This window comes from Christiangramia crocea (assembly GCF_022410465.1).
Taxonomy (GTDB): Bacteria; Bacteroidota; Bacteroidia; order Flavobacteriales; family Flavobacteriaceae; genus Christiangramia; species Christiangramia crocea.
Map to the genome: position 1 here is coordinate 1 of NZ_JAJSON010000013.1, position 19,351 is coordinate 19,351.

At 38.8% G+C, this 19,351-nt stretch carries 18 protein-coding genes and 1 tRNA gene; 8 read left to right on the plus strand and 11 right to left on the minus strand.

The features are described from left to right. Nucleotides 1-43: 43 nt before the first annotated feature. Both LU635_RS04455 and LU635_RS04460 read right to left on the minus strand, forming a co-directional pair. The gene (locus LU635_RS04455) at nt 44-2,116 is read right to left on the minus strand and encodes a dipeptidyl peptidase 3 (protein WP_240096629.1); all 2,073 of its coding nucleotides are present in this window, start codon (nt 2,114-2,116) and stop codon (nt 44-46) included. 166 nt (nt 2,117-2,282) lie between these two features. Continuing rightward, the gene (locus LU635_RS04460) at nt 2,283-3,677 is read right to left on the minus strand and encodes a dipeptidase (protein ID WP_240096631.1); all 1,395 of its coding nucleotides are present in this window, start codon (nt 3,675-3,677) and stop codon (nt 2,283-2,285) included. Nucleotides 3,678-3,980: 303 nt separating this feature from the next. Here LU635_RS04460 and LU635_RS04465 point away from each other — a divergent pair. Then, nucleotides 3,981-4,062 (plus strand) — tRNA-Leu (locus LU635_RS04465). Between the two features lie 350 nt (nt 4,063-4,412). On the opposite strand, the gene LU635_RS04470 is transcribed toward LU635_RS04465, so the two are convergent. From LU635_RS04470 to LU635_RS04510, 9 genes are all read right to left on the minus strand, one after another. Then, the gene (locus LU635_RS04470) at nt 4,413-5,093 is read right to left on the minus strand and encodes a hypothetical protein (protein WP_240096633.1); all 681 of its coding nucleotides are present in this window, start codon (nt 5,091-5,093) and stop codon (nt 4,413-4,415) included. Nucleotides 5,094-5,164: 71 nt separating this feature from the next. Beyond that, nucleotides 5,165-5,701 carry a BfmA/BtgA family mobilization protein gene (locus tag LU635_RS04475; protein ID WP_240096635.1) on the minus strand — a complete coding sequence of 179 codons (537 nt, stop codon included), beginning with the start codon at nt 5,699-5,701 and terminating at the stop codon, nt 5,165-5,167. 400 nt (nt 5,702-6,101) lie between these two features. Continuing rightward, on the minus strand, nt 6,102-6,551 hold the full coding sequence (locus tag LU635_RS04480; RefSeq protein WP_240096637.1) for a JAB domain-containing protein: 450 nt from the start codon (nt 6,549-6,551) through the stop codon (nt 6,102-6,104). A 69-nt stretch (nt 6,552-6,620) separates the two neighbouring features. Beyond that, nucleotides 6,621-6,980, minus strand: coding sequence for a single-stranded DNA-binding protein (locus LU635_RS04485; protein WP_240096639.1), 360 nt, complete (start codon nt 6,978-6,980; stop codon nt 6,621-6,623). 972 nt (nt 6,981-7,952) lie between these two features. Then, the gene (locus tag LU635_RS04490; RefSeq protein ID WP_240096641.1) at nt 7,953-8,669 is read right to left on the minus strand and encodes a LytR/AlgR family response regulator transcription factor; all 717 of its coding nucleotides are present in this window, start codon (nt 8,667-8,669) and stop codon (nt 7,953-7,955) included. Next, on the minus strand, nt 8,669-9,730 hold the full coding sequence (locus LU635_RS04495) for a sensor histidine kinase (protein ID WP_240096643.1): 1,062 nt from the start codon (nt 9,728-9,730) through the stop codon (nt 8,669-8,671). Before LU635_RS04495 ends, LU635_RS04490 begins: the two co-directional genes overlap by 1 nt. Continuing rightward, the gene (locus tag LU635_RS04500) at nt 9,720-10,082 is read right to left on the minus strand and encodes a DUF4907 domain-containing protein (RefSeq protein WP_240096645.1); all 363 of its coding nucleotides are present in this window, start codon (nt 10,080-10,082) and stop codon (nt 9,720-9,722) included. The genes LU635_RS04495 and LU635_RS04500 overlap by 11 nt, the downstream gene beginning before the upstream one ends. A 96-nt stretch (nt 10,083-10,178) precedes the next feature. Further along, a complete protein-coding gene (locus tag LU635_RS04505) occupies nt 10,179-11,153 on the minus strand; it encodes a Kelch repeat-containing protein (RefSeq protein ID WP_240096647.1) in 975 nt (324 codons plus the stop codon). Nucleotides 11,154-11,174: 21 nt separating this feature from the next. After that, nucleotides 11,175-12,044 carry a DUF6268 family outer membrane beta-barrel protein gene (locus tag LU635_RS04510; protein ID WP_240096649.1) on the minus strand — a complete coding sequence of 290 codons (870 nt, stop codon included), beginning with the start codon at nt 12,042-12,044 and terminating at the stop codon, nt 11,175-11,177. A gap of 232 nt (nt 12,045-12,276) precedes the next feature. Here LU635_RS04510 and LU635_RS04515 point away from each other — a divergent pair, with 232 nt between their 5' ends. The 7 genes from LU635_RS04515 (at nt 12,277) to LU635_RS04545 (ending at nt 19,348) form a co-directional block, all read left to right on the plus strand. After that, on the plus strand, nt 12,277-13,566 hold the full coding sequence (locus tag LU635_RS04515; RefSeq protein WP_240096651.1) for a DUF4270 family protein: 1,290 nt from the start codon (nt 12,277-12,279) through the stop codon (nt 13,564-13,566). Further along, the gene (bamG, locus tag LU635_RS04520; protein ID WP_240096653.1) at nt 13,556-14,797 is read left to right on the plus strand and encodes a BamG family beta-barrel-assembly machinery protein; all 1,242 of its coding nucleotides are present in this window, start codon (nt 13,556-13,558) and stop codon (nt 14,795-14,797) included. Before LU635_RS04515 ends, bamG begins: the two co-directional genes overlap by 11 nt. Before the next feature lie 100 nt (nt 14,798-14,897). After that, a complete protein-coding gene (locus LU635_RS04525; RefSeq protein ID WP_240096655.1) occupies nt 14,898-15,506 on the plus strand; it encodes a TetR/AcrR family transcriptional regulator in 609 nt (202 codons plus the stop codon). Continuing rightward, on the plus strand, nt 15,503-16,768 hold the full coding sequence (locus tag LU635_RS04530; protein ID WP_240096657.1) for a TolC family protein: 1,266 nt from the start codon (nt 15,503-15,505) through the stop codon (nt 16,766-16,768). The genes LU635_RS04525 and LU635_RS04530 overlap by 4 nt, the downstream gene beginning before the upstream one ends. Before the next feature lie 5 nt (nt 16,769-16,773). Then, entirely contained in the window at nt 16,774-17,667 is an 894-nt protein-coding gene (locus LU635_RS04535) for an HlyD family secretion protein (RefSeq protein WP_240096659.1), read from the plus strand. A gap of 18 nt (nt 17,668-17,685) precedes the next feature. Beyond that, nucleotides 17,686-18,621 carry an ABC transporter ATP-binding protein gene (locus tag LU635_RS04540; protein WP_240096661.1) on the plus strand — a complete coding sequence of 312 codons (936 nt, stop codon included), beginning with the start codon at nt 17,686-17,688 and terminating at the stop codon, nt 18,619-18,621. Next, complete coding sequence (locus LU635_RS04545; protein WP_240096664.1) at nt 18,611-19,348, plus strand: ABC transporter ATP-binding protein; 738 nt, start codon at nt 18,611-18,613, stop codon at nt 19,346-19,348. Before LU635_RS04540 ends, LU635_RS04545 begins: the two co-directional genes overlap by 11 nt. The last annotated feature ends 3 nt before the right edge of the window (nt 19,349-19,351 follow it).

Consider the following 19,351-nt stretch of genomic DNA (forward strand, 5'->3'; position numbering starts at 1 on the left):
GCGGCAAATTGCCGCGCTTTTTTTATTCCTAAGCAACTTGAATTTACTGAACTTCAGCAGTCTCCTCTTCTTTCTTAGTTTCTGCCTGTTCAGTTAGATAACTGTATTCCCTGGCATAATCCAGCATCTGCTCTTGGAATGATTCCGGTTGAGTCACTTTTATAGCTGTGATCTCTCCGTTCTCATCCATTTCCGGAACGAGAACGGGATTTACAAATCCGCTATAAGGGGCTGATTTAAACGCTGCATTCCTTTCCAGCACTTCCTTATGTAATTCCTGGTCTACCTTTACTCCATAATTTTCCACCAGGTTCTTAACAGCTTCATAATCCCCTTCAGATTTGATCCTTTGGGTTTCTCTTAATAACTCTCCAAAAAGTTCTCTCAGCTTCTGGTAGTCTTTAATATTGTAATAAATCTTACCGTCTTTCTGAACTTTTTCGATCACTCCTTCTTCTTTTCCTTTCTCAAATGCCCATGCACTAACCCACTGACGGTTTCTCATATGAGCCTCCTCAATATCCGCTCCCGGCTCGATTCTCACCAATTGCGTCATCAATCCGTTCCGGATATAATCGTTATAGGCAGCTTTTCCCAGTTTTTCCACATCATCGGTAAGGCCCAGTTCTTCGAGCTTTGGATCCATAAGGTAATATAAACCTACAAGATCTGCACGCCCTTCTTCCAGGGTTGAAGCATAGCTCTTGAGTGTCTCTTTAGTGGTTCCCACACCGGGATTCAGTTGACCAGAAGCATGACCTACCACTTCGTGAAGCGCGGTATGAAGTTTATCAGCATCTTTGCCGTATTCTTGCGAAAGAGAGATCTCTTCCTCATCATGAGCAAATTCTTTAAGCTTTTCTGATCCGCCCGCATTTTCATAGGCGCTGATTATATTCCCAAGAGAGACTGACTTACTTCCATGAGTTTTTCTAATCCAGCTTGAATTCGGCAGGTTAACGCCGATTGGCGTACTTGGAGAAGCATCTCCGGCCTCACCTGCAACGATCACGGTTTTATAGGTCACTCCAACCACCGAATCTTTCTTGTGCTCATCCTGAATAGGCGAGTTATCCTCAAACCACTGAACGTTCTTCTCCACTACGCTCATCTTTTCAGACATATCAAAATCCTTGATCTGAACGATAGTTTCATAAGAACCGGTGTACCCCATTGGATCGTTATATACTTCTATAAAACTGTTTATATAATCTATATTCCCTTCGGTAGCTTCTACCCAGGCAACATTATACTCGTCCCAGGTTTGAAGATCCCCGGTCTTATAGTATTCAATAAGAAGTCCTAGTGCATTTGCCTGTTTTTCATTTTCGGCAACACCTTTAGCTTTCTCAAGCCAAGAAACAATCTCATCTATGGCATCACCATAAAGTCCGCCACTTTTGTATACTTTCTCAACTAACTCACCATTCTCCTTAACCAGTTTCGTGTTAATTCCGAAGGCAAGAGGCTTCTCCGGATTTGGAGATTTTTTTGCCGCATAGAACTTTGTCACCTCTTCGGTAGTTATACCTTCTCCGTAGAAATTAACAGCTGAACCTTCCACAAGGCCTTTTGACTCATCCAGATTTACCTTTTTCATATCCTTATCATTGAAGATCACTTCATAAGGTTCCCCACTAATCTCGGTATTGGTAGCTTCCAGCAGGCTGTTGAAATATTCTTTACTGAATTCCGGCTTCAACTTATCATTAGAGTAATGATGATGAATTCCGTTAGAGAACCAGACTCTTTTCAGGTAAGTTTCAAAAGCTTTCCATTCATCAGATTCTTTATCGCCTTGGTAATTCACGTAAATATTCTCAAGAGCCTCACGAATCTCAAGGTTATGCTTATAGTTCTGATCCCACATGATATCCCTTCCGGCAAGTCCGGCCTGGGTAAGATAGTAGACCAGTTTTTGTTCTTTCAGGCTAAGGTTTTCCCAACCCGGAATCTGGTAACGCAGGATCTTAAGATCTGCAAATTCATCTACCTTGTATTCAAAATTTTCAGAAGTGGCTACTTCTTTTGGATCGGTTTCCTGTGAATCATTGCTATCACAGGCAATAAAGGTCATTGCCGATGCCAGCAAGACCATACTTAATATTTTCTTCATGGTTTGTAAAAATTTGGTATACAAAGTTAACAAAACGGCGAATCAAATCTTAATAAAATCTGATTCGCCGTTTGGATTCCTGATTGGTTAAAAGATCCCTTCGGCTTTGCCTCCGAACGACTTTTAGAATTCATTTCTCCCATTGGTCGAAATGACCTTATCCTACCTAATTGTTCCTACTCATTTCAGTAAAATATTTATAGAACCATGGAATAGTCTCTATTCCCTTCAGGTAATTCCATACTCCGAAATTCTCATTTGGCGAGTGGATGGCATCGGTATCCAATCCAAAACCCATCAGGATGATCTTGCTTTTCAATTCTTTTTCAAATAGTGAAACGATAGGGATACTACCTCCGCTTCTCTGCGGAATTGGAGTTTTCCCAAAAGTTTCTTCATAAGCTTTGCTCGCGGCCAGGTATCCTATGGTATCTATTGGTGTTACATAAGGATAACCGCCATGATGTGGTTTCACTTCAACTCTTACCCCTTTGGGAGCAATACTTTCAAAATGTTTTTTGAACAGTTCAGTGATCTCTTTCCAGTCCTGATCAGGCACCAGTCTCATGGATATCTTAGCGAAGGCTTTTGAAGGAAGAACGGTCTTGGCACCTTCGCCTATATAACCTCCCCACATTCCGTTCACATCTAAGGTTGGGCGAATAGAACCTCTCTCCAGGGTAGAATACCCCTTCTCGCCGTAGACATCATCAATATCAAGCTTTTCCTTATACTCCTCAAGATCGAAGGGAGCTTCGGCCATTTTCTTTCTTTCTTCATCCGAAAGGTTCTCTACTTTATCATAAAAACCGGGAATAGTGATATGATTGTTCTCATCGGTAAGCGAAGCGATCATCTTACTTAATACATTCAGCGGATTGGCCACGGCTCCACCGTAAAGTCCCGAATGCAGATCCCTGTTGGCCCCGGTCACTTCAACCTCCAGATAGGAAAGTCCACGAAGACCAGTTGTTATTGAAGGTACATCCTTAGCGATCATTCCCGTATCTGAGATCAGGATCACATCATTTGTGAGTCGGTCCTTATATTCTTTTATAAACCATTCCAGATGTTCGCTACCAACTTCTTCCTCCCCCTCTATCATGAATTTTACATTACATGGCAACTCATCATTTTGGGTCATATATTCAAGAGCCTTTACATGCATGAACATCTGGCCCTTATCATCACAGGCTCCCCTTGCAAAAATGGCCCCTTCAGGATGTATCTTCGTCTCTTTTATCACAGGTTCAAAAGGCGGTGAATCCCAAAGATCCAGCGGATCTGGCGGCTGCACATCATAATGTCCATATACCAGTACCGTTGGTAAAGTTTTATCGATTATCTTCTCCGCATAAACCACGGGATGACCCGGTGTATTACATACCTCAGCAAGATCACAGCCAGCATCAAGCAGATTCTCTTTAACAGCCTCGGCCGTTTTCAGCATGTCACTTTTGTATGCCGGATCTGCACTAATGGAAGGAATCTTCAGTAGTTCCCTCAATTCTGCAAGGAAGCGTTCCTTATTTTTTTCTAAGTATACTTTTATTGAATCCATTAATTTTGATTTCAGGTTTGCGTAAAGTTACTAAGATATCATTGGAAAACTATAACCATATTTTGGTCTCTTCCTGATCCTGCAATAAATTCTTTCATGTTTCAGAAAACTCTAAAAAAAATCAAAACTTCTGAAAATCAGGACCTGGAAAACCCCGAATTTAGGCTAATAATTTTTTCGATCATTTTTTTCAATATTTTCTCATATCACTATTTGATTTTTAAAAACTATATTTATATTTGCACCCGCTTAAGTAATTAAGCAGGGTTTACAACGAGTCCTAAGTGTTGTAAAACTTAAAATGCGGGCGTGGTGGAATTGGTAGACACGCTAGACTTAGGATCTAGTGCCGCAAGGTGTGAAGGTTCGAGTCCTTTCGCCCGCACAACAAGAGAAAAGCCGACTTTAACGAGTCGGCTTTTTTTATTTCAGGTACAACATAGGTACAACACCTTTACAAACTCTTTCTCTCTATATTTTTTCATGTCAAATTCAATTATTTGCTTACATATTTTATTGAAAAATTAGAAATAGCTAATAATTAAATTACGGGAGCCTAAACTAACATCAAATCATCCAACTTATCTTTTTATGGACTGTCGCATTTCTATATTCTAAGTTCGAAAAATACTTCTTCGTGATTTTTACCTACTAAATAATAAAGCATGTAAATAATAATGGAAAATCAATAGTTGGTTTTCAAGTATACCATTAAACTTACTCTGATTTCAAAGTTTATAAAGGTTTGCCATAATTTTTCTTAATACTTGTATCTAAGTTGTCCCTATTATGGGACGGTGCATTATGTCTTTGATCATTTTTCATTTCATCCGCTTTTATCATCCAGTTTCGCGCACAGGCCTTCCAGTTTGTGATCGGATGTTTTCCATTTAATTTCCAGCCTATGGATTCGTAAAAATTATAGAATTTTTTAGCCTCCAGGGTACTTCTATTTTTTCCATCGAAATATTTAATAACTACCTGTTCATTTTTTGGACATGTTTGTTTAAAAGAGTTTATAATATTTTTATTCTTATGTTTATTAAAAGAGACCATTTTTTGGACAGGTACCTGTTCAGAAACTGAACAACTCCTGTCCATTTTTTGATCATGTAGTGTATCAAATCTGAACATCTCAACGAGTGAACCAGTTTGCGGGTTATGTGAGGCGCTATGTTGAAGATACCCCCACTTTTTTAAATCCTGAAGTAGTTTGTGATAAGTAGTCCGGGAACGTATTTTGGCCAGCAACATTACCTGTTTTCTGTTGATCATGAGGGTTTCCGGAAAATGTTTTTGATTCCATAATTCAAAAAAGGCCAGGTATAAGCTGCGATGTGAAGACGAGATATTGTCATCCTCGAAAAATTTCCGCAAGACCCCATTCAGATGACGTATGTAGTTGACCTCACTCACTTTTTTATGTTACCAGATTTGTATATTGATTAGCTTCCCGATATATTTTCTGAAAATCCAATTTTTGCTTGCTAATCGTGATATACATGATATTTTGATTTAAGGTGGTTTATTTCAGAAGTGGTCAGAGCCAGTTTCCAATAGGGTTTTCCGAAACTGGGTTTCACCTCTTTAAGTCTGCCCAGGACTTTTCGGATGTCGTTGTGATCGATCTCAGGTTTGGTTTTCGAAAGTGAAGGCTGGTTTTTGGTTAAATTCTTAAAAGCTTCCTCAAACGAATGGTTCACCTTCTTTTTAGATTGAGCCGGCAATTCTTCAAAGATTGCCTGTAGCATTCCTTTGGTAGGAAGAGTTTGGTTCTGTTCAATATCCCGGATAATAGCGATCAGGGCATTGATACGTTTTTTCATTGCTGCTTCCAGGGTTTGCATTTTGGGTCCCATATTCTCTGATGGCGATATATTGTTTCCCTCAAAAAAATCGAGCATGAGCAGTAAGGTCATCGATTGGGATTGACCAATTTCACGACTGTATTTTCGGAATTTATTCGCTACCGAACTTTTAATTTTGAAGGTAGCAAAGCCTTCTTTTTCATATCCTTTATCCATTTTTTAGTAAAAAATTAGCCTGTTTATGGGGTCTGCGAGTATTTTTTAGTAAAAAACTTTCTGCTCTTTCTTCTTTATCAATTAATTTGACTTCAGAACCATTCATTTGATTACATCTCAAATGAAAAATTAACTGTAACATCGCAGCGCGTGTTACCCTCTTGCTATACCATTTCGTCCCGCTGGCGGGACAAAATTTTCATACAGGTTGGTTTGCACTAACTGTTATTTTTTAAGTTATACAAGGAGATTTTAAAAGACCAAAGGCTTCTTCTATTTTAAGAGTTTTGGTGAAATAGAATTATTAAAAATTCATTGTTTCGGATAAATCATCGAGAATTCGGAAAATAAAAAAAGGTGATCTATACAGACCACCTTTTTAAATTGGGACAAAAAAGGATCATAGCATCCCTTCATCGGCGAAGGAGTAGTAGTCACGATCGGAAGTTAAGATCAGGTGATCGAGGAGTTTGATATCAAAATAACTGCAGGCTTTCTGGATCTTGCTAGTTATTTTTTTATCGGCAAAACTTGGTTTTAAGGTACCGGAAGGGTGGTTATGCGCTACAATTATGGATGTTGTAAGGCTTTTGAGTATTACGCCAAATAGGATACGAATATCTACCAATGTTCCGGTAATTCCACCCAAAGAAACCTGATACACTCCTTTGACTTTATTTGAGTTGTTTAAAAGTAAAACTTTAAAACATTCCTGAAGTTCGATCTGGTATTTGTTCCAGGTGCGGTATAGTAGCTCAAAAGCACTCAGGGAAGAGGTGATTTTAGGTGCTTCACTTAATTTAAAGTTCCCCTGATATTTTATCGATATTTCATTAACTTTAGTTTTCATTTTACTCTTAATGTTAAATAGGTAGATGTAAAAAGAGGGCGTGAGGTGAGATCAACGCCCTCTGTTTTTCTACGAATCTGATTCATTCGCATTTTTGGCATTCCCTAAAAGAAGGATTTCATTAGCTACCACTTCGGTAACATATCTTTTTTCACCTTCGTTAGTTTCATAGGATCTGGAAGTTAATTTTCCCTCAATGGCAATTTCTTCTCCTTTACCGACGTATTGCTCAACGATCTCTGCTGTTTTACCCCATGCTATAATGTTGTGCCACTGGGTATTCTGCACTTTTTCTCCTTTTGAATTTTTGAAGAATTCATTGGTTGCAATGGAGAAGGAGGCAACTTTCTTACCGCTGTCGAGGTTTCTGACTTTGGGAACATTTCCCACATTTCCGATTAACTGAACTTTATTTCTAATAGCACTCATAACGTTTAATATTATGGTCTGTGACCAGACCTGATTAATAAAAATTGATTTACTTTTTATACCCGGAGCTTTTCCCTTTTGATCTTTCGTTCTGATTGCGGATATGTTTCTATGGAGTGATCTCATGACATTCTTATTTGATTTACTTCTTATAGGGCCGTATGCTATTTCCTTTTTTGATGCAGATACAGATTCAGGATATAGAATTAGAGAGGGCTTATAAAAGGGAGTGCGTAGCCGACCGGCTTATGCAGCCCGGCTAACTTCTATATCCTGGTATTTCGCATATATAAAAAAGGAAAGTATACGCACGATTAGAAGGTCAGATAGGAGAAGATGAGTGAATGTGAAGCAGGCTAAAACCAGAATATTTTCAAGAGTTTGAGAATTAGCCCATACCCTAATTAATTGTTGGTAAAATTGAATTATGGAGTTTTTAATATTTTTCCAGTTGTCGATTTATAAATTAGAGATCCTTAACAAGATGGGAATCTGAATCCAGCGAACTTCTTCAAAAATCTTCGAGCTGGAATGAAGCGTTCCAATTTTTCCTTGTATTAGTGGAATGGAAATCGAAATTTGTGAAGGTGTTCAAGATCTTTAAAGAGAGGCGCTTTTCCCCGAATGAAGCTTTTGCGAAATACAGTGGGAATGGGCTGAGCGAGTCTTTAAATGTATAGATAACTGAAAGCATTATTTTATATCCGGTGAGTGACTAGGAATAATTAAACAAGAGAGCCCACGCGCTGTATATGCTAATCGCATTAAAAGAGTGTCCTCGACCTCACCTTGCGGGTGTACAGGCACCCTCCAAACCATAATATCCCCAGAGGCCTTCTTTAAAAGGAAAACGCTCGGGATATACAAAATAAAGTTACCTTTAGTTATTTATCCTCTTGTTAAAAAGCTGTTTTAGAAGACTGCAGTGGTAAATGAAAAAATATTCTCTCCCAGGAAAAACATAATTAATTTCTATAAATTCAATCGTTTGTAAACCTCTTTTTTGTACTTCTCTCCAATAGGTATCCTTATATCTCCTATCAAAATTTTTGTCTTTTGAATACCAGTAATGAAATCAATGTTTACAATGAACGAACGATGGACACGAAAAAATTTAGTGGGAGGAAGTTTTTCCAGGATTTCTTTAAAACTAGATAAAGTCAATAAAGGTTTTTTTGAAGGTCGAATGTGAATTTTCAAGTAATCCTTTAACCCCTCGATATATGCCAGTTCACCGAGATTTACCCTTGTTCTGTCATATTCTGCCTTTATGAATATGAAATCATGTTCTGAAATATTAGATTCCTGGACCGTTTCTTTTCTCCCACCCACTTTCAATTGATGTATGTTTTTAGCCCTGGCAATAGCTTTCAAGAAACGATGAAAAGGAACCGGTTTTATTAAATAATCTGTCACATTTAACTCAAACCCTTCTAATGCATATTGAGAATAAGCAGTGGTTATAATTATCTGAGGTAAATTCTCAATGTTTCTAGCCAGATCTAAACCATTAAGATTTGGCATCTCTATGTCAAGAATTATCAGATCGATCTTATTTTTATTCAAAACATCAATAGCATCCAAAGGATTGGTACAAGCGGCCACCAATTCGACGCCATCCACCTTGCTTAGGTAGGATTCAACTACTTCAATAGCCAAGGGCTCATCATCTATAATTACCACTCTCATTAGCAATCCAAATTAAGAGATAAATTTACAATAAAATTCCCCTCTCCTTCTATGACCTCAAAGGTATGGGCATTAGGATATAAAAGCTCTAACCGCTTCTTGCTGTTCGTTAAGCCAATACCAGAAAAATTATTTCTGCTTTGTTGGCTCTTTAGAAAATTTGAGCAATAAAAATTCAATTGATTGTTGTTAACTTTAATTTGAATTTTGACAACGGAATTTCCCTTTTCGTTTATGCCATGCTTGAATGCATTTTCAATAAACGATATTAAAATTAATGGTTTAATCTTCTGATTTGCAATTTCACCTCTAATTTGGAGGTTAACCCCTGTACTATCCATTAGTCGTAAACGTTGTAATTGAATGTACCTCCGTATGTAATTTAATTCTTTTTCAAGCAATACTATATGATGATTCGTCTCATAAAGCATATATCTCATTAATTCAGATAACGCGATGATTGCCTCCGGAGTATATGGACTTTTTTTCTGAGCTAAAGAGTATATGCTATTTAGAGAATTGAATAAGAAATGTGGATTTAATTGATTCTTCAGAAACTCCAATTCAGAAAGTGCTTTTTGTTGCTCAACTTCTTTCTCCCTTATCCTGTTTTTCACCCATTCCTTATATAATCTTATTGTTGTTCCCGCTATTAAAAAAGCTAAGTTTATTACAACGATCCGCATAATGGTAAGGATCTTGAATAAAGGCGAAATCTCCAGGCTTGAAAATGAATCCCGCAAAATATGTAGCGGTGAAGTAAGTGGCTCCATTAAATATCCAAACAAAACAGATATCGTAACCAACAAAACAGCAGTAATTACATAAAAATTAATACGCTGTTTCAGCAAAAACTGGGGAACAAGAAAGAGATAGTTAAAATAAAACAGGACTAAATAACCAATATATGTCAAGGGAAATCCATACGTGTAAGTTCCCAGAATAAGAAAATCTGGTAAATAATTTACCACCCCTAAAGCCAGCCAGGCAAGGAGGTGCAGAAGAATAATTTTCCCTCGGTGCCATTGAAAAATTTCGTACATCTTTTCTTTATTCAGCACATTTAAATATAATTTGCATTTCCTTTAATTCTGAATATGAGATAGCAGGATTTTCCCCTCGTTCCAGTTTAGATATAACTAAATTAGCAACTTTTTTCGCTTCCCCCTGACTACAAAACGGTTGATTCTGTTCGAGAGAGGGTATATTATTCTGCTGTATTAGAAGCTTTTCTTCTGAAATAATTTTATAACCAAAACCCGAACCATAACCATAGGTTCGCACCTCTAGATTCCTTTCTTCACTACTTTCAGAATGGATCACATGATTTATACCAGAAAAAAGCATAATCAATGAAACAACCACTCCAAAAAGTAAAAAAGAAAAATGAAAAGTAGAACTAAAATTCTTCATGATCTAAATGAAACCCATTGTCCTCTCACTATAAAAAGTGGTACTAACAGTGAAAAGGACGCCGGGTTTCCGCTAACAAATAACTAAAACAACAAATTAATCTTCATCATCATATTCCTGTTGAGGAAATAACTGATATATATCATCCAGGTATATGGTGCCGGATCTTCCCATTCCCACAAAAGATCTGTCCCCTGTACTAAAGCTTATGGCATCCTGTCTCATTACCCCTTCAAGAGGAGTTATTTCTTCCCAATCATCATTCTTTGGGTTATATTCCCAGATGCTGTGGAGTGCTCCACCATGGTACCCAGAGACAATATATCCCAGCCCATGTTGCTCAAATCCTACAGCTCTTGAACGTATAATGTTATAGTCATCATCTTCATCTAAATCCTCCTTTTTGGTGAATATTTCTGTTTCAGGATTGAACATCCAGAAATCATCTTTATAGATCCCATTGCTTTCTCCGGTACCGATATACACCAAACCATCAATAGTAAATGAAGTTCCGGACCTTCTCTTCTCCCCTCCAAAACCAACCAATTCTTCCCATTGGTCGTCCACTGGATCATACTTGTAAAAATCTTTTCGGTCATTATCACCATCGTATCCCGTACCTATATATCCGTGATTTGTCACACCAAATCCTATAGCCTCTCTCCTGACTCCTCCTGCATAATCCGCTTTACGACTCCAACTGTTGGTATTTGTATCATATTCCCAGAAATCACTCAATTCATTATCACCATCATAACCTGTTCCGAGGTACCCTTTATCACCAATAGCAAAGGCCACACCTGCACTCCTGGGAGTTCCAGGAAAGTCTGCTTTCTGAACCCAGAAATTCCCGTCAATGTCATATTCCCAAAAATCCCTCAGATAATCATCTCCATCGTACCCCGTACCCATATATCCTTTACTCCCGATGGTAAAAGAAACTGCATTCGTTCGGGGAATTCCGTCGAATACTGAACGCCTGATCCAGTTTCCTCTTTCAAAATCATCATCATCGTTACTACAGCTTATGCTCAAAATGCTAAGAAGTAACACCGTAAATACTATTTTCATTTTTACCATTTCTCTATATTTTTATTTAAACTTTAATTTGATTCCGGAGGATAAAAATGGATACGGATTCAGTTTAATCGTTGAGAAGGCCTCCCCTTCTTCATTCCTAAGGGAAAACTCATTTTTTAAAAGGTAACCCGCTCCCAATTCTATTGCTAATAAGGTCGATAGATCATGAGAATAATTCATCCCCAGAGAGGTCCATTCCCATTTTAGCTTTTCTGCATGATCATTTCCTTCCTGTAATAAAGAAGAACCCAGGTTCACATATTTACCTTCATAACTCAAACCTGCACTTAAGACACCTGAAGGCCTAAACCTGTAAGTAATCTCAGATTTCGGGAACCCCAACTGAACGGTCAGTTTTTTAGAAATCATGGCTGAAAAAGCAAGAAGAGGCAGCATTTCAGGCTCTCCCAGATGACTCGAATAGGCTATTCCAATCTTGAGATAAGCCGGTTTAGCTGCTATTTGTCTACTTATTAAGGCATAGGCTCCTCCATATAAAACAACATCTTCAGAGGAGAAGTCATTTTCAAAGGTGCTTGTGACCGACGGTTCAAATTCCACATGGAACGCTATATTTTTAGAAAATGAGTAATTTAGTCCTACAGCATAACTAAAATCATAAATATATACGTCTCTGCTCCCTCTTGTCCAGTATTGAATGGGCAACTCAACCAGGTCCATTTCCAACCGAAGGGCATGATCTAAACTGAATTCCTCAAATTGCCTACTGAAATTAGCAAATAATTCGGTTTTACTTACTGTTGTATATTGCTCTCCAGAAGGATAAAGACTGTACTGCCAACCCATGGTTTGGAAATTGGTCTGGGAAAAACTTTTACCCCCAATACCTAAAACCAGAATCAACAGCAATCTATTTTCCATTTTCATTATTGAATTTTGACCAAAAGTATCCCTGGATCCTACTTTTGAAAAACATAATATATCAATAGGATAAAAGGATCGTCTAATTCCCGTATTTTCAGGACGAAACTTCTTATTGCGTTTTCATCGACAAATTGTGCTGCTTGGGAGGGAAAAGAGACCCGTTAGTCTAGTTTCCTTTATTTCCACTTTTCCTCTAGATATGTTTGCCCGAAATACAAAAAAGAGCATCATGAAATGGCGCAGCTTAATTTATCTAATATTAATCCTTACAGCAGCTTCTTGTAGTGAGCAGGACCGGGAATCTTCAGTGGGAGATGAGTGGATAAACAGCGATACTCGTGTCCTTTTTTTTGATACTCTGACGGTAAAATCATCGACTCTAAGACTGGATTCGGTGGTGGTATCTGGTTCCCGTCGCACGCTCATAGGACAATATGATGATCCAGTATTCGGAAAAATAAGGAGTAAATCTTATTTCCAACTCGTACCATCCCGGTATTCCATTGACTCTGAAGCAGAATTTGATTCGATAGCTTTTATTCTCAGGTACGACAAATATACCTCAGGCGATACGCTATTTTCTCAGAAGTACCTTATTTCAAAAGTTACCGAAGATCTTGAACCCCATGACGAACTGTATTACAATACAAGTTATTATAGCTCTGCAGCAGATATTATAGCTGACCATCGTTTTCACCCTAGGCCTCATTCCAAAGATTCAACCCATATTTCTCTGGATAATGAGTTTGGCGAGAGACTGTTTAAAAAATTACAGACAAAAGAAATTACCGATGCCAACAAATTCCTGAACGAATATCCAGGAATACTGGTAGAGCCAGAGGTTCCCAGCACGGCGATTCTGGGCTTCTCTAAGCAAAGCTATATCAGGATATATTACACTAACAGCGGAGAATTAGTAAATGAGGAGGAAACTCTGGATCTTCTGATAATCTCTAAAAATACCTTTCATAACATCTCTGCCGGATTAAGTACTAATCTCTTACCAGGATTACCTCCTCAGAATCAAAGCTTACCCAGTTGGGAGACCGGAAATCAAAGTTTTATTCAGGCAGGAAGCGGGATCGCAACAAAAATAGAAATACCCCACCTAAAAAGTCTTGATGACTTGGAAGGAACAGGAAACATTGTTGAAGCCGAATTGAAGTTTACCCTAAATGTCTCCAAAAATAAAACAATCCGGCCCGTCAACGACTCTCTCCCCCTACTTATCATTAACCAAAGAAATGAGATTATAGGAGAGGTACTAGGCTATCACAATCAACAGACGACGGCGAGGATAATAAAGGAGGAATATGAATTTAGTACTGTTGAATATTCAGTTCCTATTAAAAAATTTATTGATGACAAAATATACGAGTATGATGGTGATAACTGGTCGCTATTAATGTATGCCCCACAGATAAACTCTTCCGTAGATGCCTATGAATTATTCGCCGAGGACGCCCCAAAGGAGCAGAAGATGAAAATTGAAATCACCTATGCCATTTATGATGAATAAGATTCACAATTTGCTGTTTATCCTCTTTCTGTTCTCCATTCAGGTTTTTTCGCAGAGTAATGAACTTTCGAATTCTCCCTACTCCTATTACGGTTTAGGGCTGACCAACAAACTGGGGCCGGGTAAAAACAATGCTTTGGGTAAAGCGGGTATCGCATTGTCTTCTTCCGAGGGAATCAATCTCTTGAATCCCGCATCGTTAGCTAAAATTCCACTGAATCATTTCTTTTATGATATTGGTTTGAGATACAAAGAATCCTATTTGACCCAATCCGGCAGAACAGAATCAAAAAATAGTGGAAATTTTTCCAGCATTGCCATCGCATTTGCCATTTCAGAAAAATCAGGCTTAGGAGTAAGTCTGCTTCCATATACCAATGTTGGATATTCTATCTATGGCATTGAAACTGCCATAGAGGGAACAGAAAGACAATTTCACACTAAGATAGAGGGCTCTGGAGGTCTGAATGATTTTAATATCAATTTTGGGACTTCCATATCAGAAAAGCTAAGACTTGGTATAAAAGGCTCGGTGATCTTCGGGAAAATAAATGAAGATGAGCTAAACTTAATCGGCACTAGTGCAGTGGTGGTCAAAGAGGTCAATAATTATGTAGGAGGACGATTAGAGCTGGGTGTACAGTACGACTGGAAAGAAAACCTGACCGCCGGCATAGTTATAAATTCGCCCTCCGAGCTTTTTGGAGGACAGGTGCAGGGATATTCCTACATCTATGAAGGACAAAATTTGGGAGCCTCTCATGATCTCGAACTCCAAAGTTTTTACCTGCCCCTGGAGATCGGAATAGGGATAGAAACAGGTATAGGCAAGAAAACAATGGCTTATCTCGATTATAAAAGAAATTTCTGGACACAGACTGATCAGTCTGATAAGCTTGGGGATTATGTAGATCAGGACCTTCTGGGAGTGGGTCTCGAATATTCACCTGGGGGTAATCCCTTGAAATATTCCAGCCTGATAAAGCTCCGTGGAGGTTTTGAATATGATACCGGTAACCTGAAAATAAATGACGAAAAAGTAGAGAATTATGCGATTAGCCTAGGAATAGGCCTGCCCATTAATAGGAGCAGAAAATCTATGTTGAACCTACACTATTCCTACGGTCAACAAGGAACGCTCTCCACTACTCTTGTACGGGAAAGATTTCATCTTCTTTCCCTGAACCTGAGCCTACAGGATCTCTGGTTTATAAAGTTCAAATATGACTGAAATCCAACTTTAACACTTTCAAAAATGATGTATTAGATATATTTTTTTACCTTTATAAACCATTTGGTTAAACTATTTGGTTAACTTAAAAATTATAAAAATGAAAGACGAAAAAACTGAAGACCAAATATTAGATGCGGCGGAGAAAGTATTTCAACGCAAGGGAATGGATGGTGCCCGTATGCAGGAAATCGCAAATGAAGCGGGTATCAACAAAGCTATGCTTCACTATTATTACCGAAGTAAGCGCTTCTTATTTGAAGCCGTATTTAGCAAAGCTTTTTCTATAATCGCTCCGGAGATAAACAGAGTAATTAATGAAGATATTCCCCTATTTGAAAAAATAAGGAAATTCACACATAGATATATTGATTTTATACAAAAACACCCTTATATCCCAAATTTTATAATCCAGGAGTTAAACCGAGATACCGATTTTATAAACGCCTTACAGTCAAAAAAAGGTTTTCCCGATTTTAGAAATTTCCAGGCCCAGGTCGAACAGGAAGTTCGGGATGGTAAAATTAGAGCCATAAAGGCAGAACAACTATTTATCCACCTATTATCACTTAATATTTTTCCCTTCCTCGCAGCTCCATTACTCAAAGGATTCCTGAAAATTGATGATAAAACCTACAAAGACTTAATGGAAGACAGAAAAGAGGAAATTGTCAATATTATCATCAATTATATCCAAATAAAAGAATGAAAAAATTAAGCTTTTTAATTCTGCTATTGATCAGCTCCCTCACCTCAGCTCAGGAAATACTAACCCTCGAGGAATGCTATGATCTTGCAGAAGGAAATTATCCTTTAGCCAGTCAGTTATCTCTCCTGGAAGAGAAGACAGCCCGGGAACTTGAAGTGATCCATAAGGATTACCTGCCAAACATAGGTCTCAATGCAAAAGTAACTTACCAGTCTGATGTTATAGAGATCCCGATGGATTTTGGTGGCCAGAACATTGAGGCTGTTGACAAAGACCAATACCGGGCAACCGTTGATGTGGAGCAATTGATCTTTAACGGGGGAAAAATAACTGCAAGAAAGGATCTCAAAGAGGTGGAATTACTCTCTCAGCAACAAGAAGTAAAAGTAAACCTTTACCAGATCAAGAAAAGAATCAATCAGTACTATTTCGGGATTTTACAATTCAGAGAGAAGATGGCACTTCTGGATTCCAAGAAAGAGGCTTTATCTGAGAGAATTCAAGAACTGGAATCCCGGGTGAAATATGGTACAGCGATACCGGCTTCAGAGAATGTACTATATGCAGAAAGGTTGAACATTGAACAGCAACAGGATGAAGTGGAGTCCCGACATCAAAGCGCCCTACAGAGCCTTTCAGCATACATAGCCATACCCATAGATACTTCTACCATACTGGAGTTACCGGAACAGGAAAGGTACCTGGAGGCCGATGGAACCAGACCTGAAACCTTGCTTTACAACCTGAAACAGGAAGAATTGGACCAACACCAAAGCCTCCTTTCGAAAAGCCTGTATCCCAACATCTATGGATTCGCCCAAGGAGGTTATGGGAAACCGGGTTATAACATGCTTGATAACTCTTTTGATGATTTCTACATGGTAGGAGTGAAACTCAATTGGAATGTTTTTGACTGGGGCAAGGTGAAGGAACAGAAAAAATCCTTGGAGATATCCAAAAACCTGATCGATATAGAAAGAGAAAACTTCAATTTCAACAATCGCGTAGAACTGGAGGAGGCTCAAATGAAGATCAACAAAATCCAAAATATGCTGGAGAAGGACAAAGAAATCATTGCCTTACGCGAGCGTATTGTGGAAACTACACAATCACAACTCACTCACGGGGTCATCACTCCTTCGGAATATTTAACTGAATTCAACAAACTGTACGAGGCAAAAATAGATCAACAGCTTCATAAAATAGATCTACAAATGGCCAAAGCCGACTACAAAGTAATAAAAGGAAATACTGAAAAATAAACACGATGAAAAAAGGATTAACCATACTGGTATCATTTACAATTTTTGGCTTTACATCCTGCAATGATGATAACAAAGCAGATGGATACGGTAACTTTGAGGCCACAGAAGTCATCATTTCTTCGGAAGCCCAGGGAAAAATAAAATATTTTAAAGCCAAGGAAGGAGAGCAAATAGAACCTGGGATCCATGTAGCCCTGATCGATACCACGCAGCTACATTTAGAAATACAACAACTCCAGGCCTCTAAACAGACTGTAGCTTCGAAATCCCAAAGTGTCTTCTCTCAAATAGATGTTCTTAATGAGAAACTAAAAATTGCGGAACGTGAAGAAAAGCGTGTAAAGAACCTCTTTGGAGAAAACGCCGCAACCCAGCGGCAGGTAGACCAGGCTGAAGGGGAAGTGCAGGTAATCAGGGAAGAAATAAAAAATGTGAGGACTAAGAACTCCCCTATTGTAAATGAAATGCAATTGATCGACGCGCAGATTGCAAAGTTCAATGACCTCATTGAAAAAAGCATCATTGAAAACCCCATAAAGGGAACTGTTCTTGCCACCTATGCCGAAACCGGGGAAATTACCGCCTTCGGAAGACCCCTGTACAAGATCGCTGATCTGGATGTTTTGACCCTGCGGGTGTATATCAGTGAAGTCCAGCTTTCAGATATTGAGCTGGGCCAGGAAGTACGAGTGAAAATAGATTCTAAAAAAGAACAAATGAAATCTTACCCCGGCCATATCAGCTGGATATCATCCTCGGCCGAATTTACTCCCAAAACAATTCAGACACGGGAAGAAAGAGCCAACCTGGTCTATGCCGTAGACATAGAAGTAGAAAACGACGGATCGCTTAAAATAGGAATGCCGGCAGAAATGTGGTTATCGACTACAGAGTAGTTAAATATAAAGAACGACATGAGTATCATATTAGAAAATATTACGAAGTCTTACAAGAAGGTCACTGCCGTAAAGGACATTTCCTTTGAGGTAAAACCGGGGGAATTGTTCGGGCTTATTGGTCCCGATGGTGCAGGAAAAACAACCCTTTTCCGGATCCTAACCACCTTGCTTTTTACAGATAGGGGAGAAGCTACAGTCGCAGGATATGATGTTGTGAAAGAGTACAAGGAAATCCGAAAGTCGGTTGGATACATGCCCGGGAAATTCTCTTTATATCAGGACCTGACCGTAGAAGAAAACCTGAAATTTTTTGCTACCATTTTCGGGACTACCATAGAAGAAAATTACGATCTCATCAAAGATATATACCTCCAGATCGAACCCTTCAAGAAAAGAAGAGCCGGAAAACTTTCAGGAGGAATGAAACAAAAGCTGGCCCTTTCCTGTGCACTAATCCATAAGCCGAAGGTTTTGTTCCTGGATGAGCCAACTACTGGAGTCGACCCGGTTTCAAGAAAGGAATTTTGGGACATGCTGAAAAGATTGAATAACAAAGGAATCACTACCCTGGTCTCTACCCCCTATATGGATGAAGCTGCCTTATGCGACCGGATAGCTCTTATTCAGGCCGGAAGAATATTGAAAATAGATACTCCTTCAAATATTATTGAGGAGCATGAAAAACAGATCTATAATGTTGAATCCAAGGATATGTATAAACTTATCCAGGATCTAAAAGAATATCCTGAGAATGACAGCGTATTCGCCTTTGGGGAATTTGTCCATTACACCCACTCCAATGATGAATTTGCTCCTGAAGAACTAAAAAAATATCTGGAAGAAAAAGGTCATGTGAAAGTGTTTATAGAGGCAACCTCCCCCGGGATCGAAGATATTTTTATGGACTTGTCCAGAACAAAAGACATTAAAGCCAAAGATAATGAAGTCTGAAGAAACCGTAATAGATGTCGAAAATCTGACCAAGAAGTTTGGTGATTTCACAGCGGTCAATGAAATTTCCTTTAAAACATACAAAGGAGAAATATTTGGCTTCCTGGGAGCGAATGGCGCCGGAAAAACCACAGCCATGAAAATGCTCATCGGAATTTCCAAACCCTCATCCGGGAAGGCTTCTGTGACCGACTTTGACGTCTACTCCCAGCCTGACAGGATCAAGAGGAATATTGGATACATGAGCCAGAAATTCTCCATGTATGATGATCTCACTATAAAAGAGAATATCACATTCTTTGGTGGTATTTATGGTCTTGACCGCAAGACCATAAAAACAAAAATCAGGGAAGTAATTAAAAGCCTGGGGTTGCAGGATGTCGCTAATAAACTGGTGGGGGCCCTGCCTTTAGGCTGGAAACAGAAACTAGCTTTTTCAGTAGCCTTGTTACATGAACCCAGGATTGTTTTCCTGGATGAACCCACGGGGGGCGTAGATCCTATTACCCGCCGCCAGTTCTGGGAATTAATTTACAAACAGGCCTCCCAGGGAACTACCATATTCGTGACAACACATTATATGGATGAAGCGGAATACTGTGACCGGGTATCCATAATGGTGGAAGGAAAAATTGAAGCTTTGGACACACCAAAAAATTTGAAAAGGGAATATAACACCGATTCAATGGATGGAGTATTCCTGAGACTGGCCAGGAATGTCGAATGATCT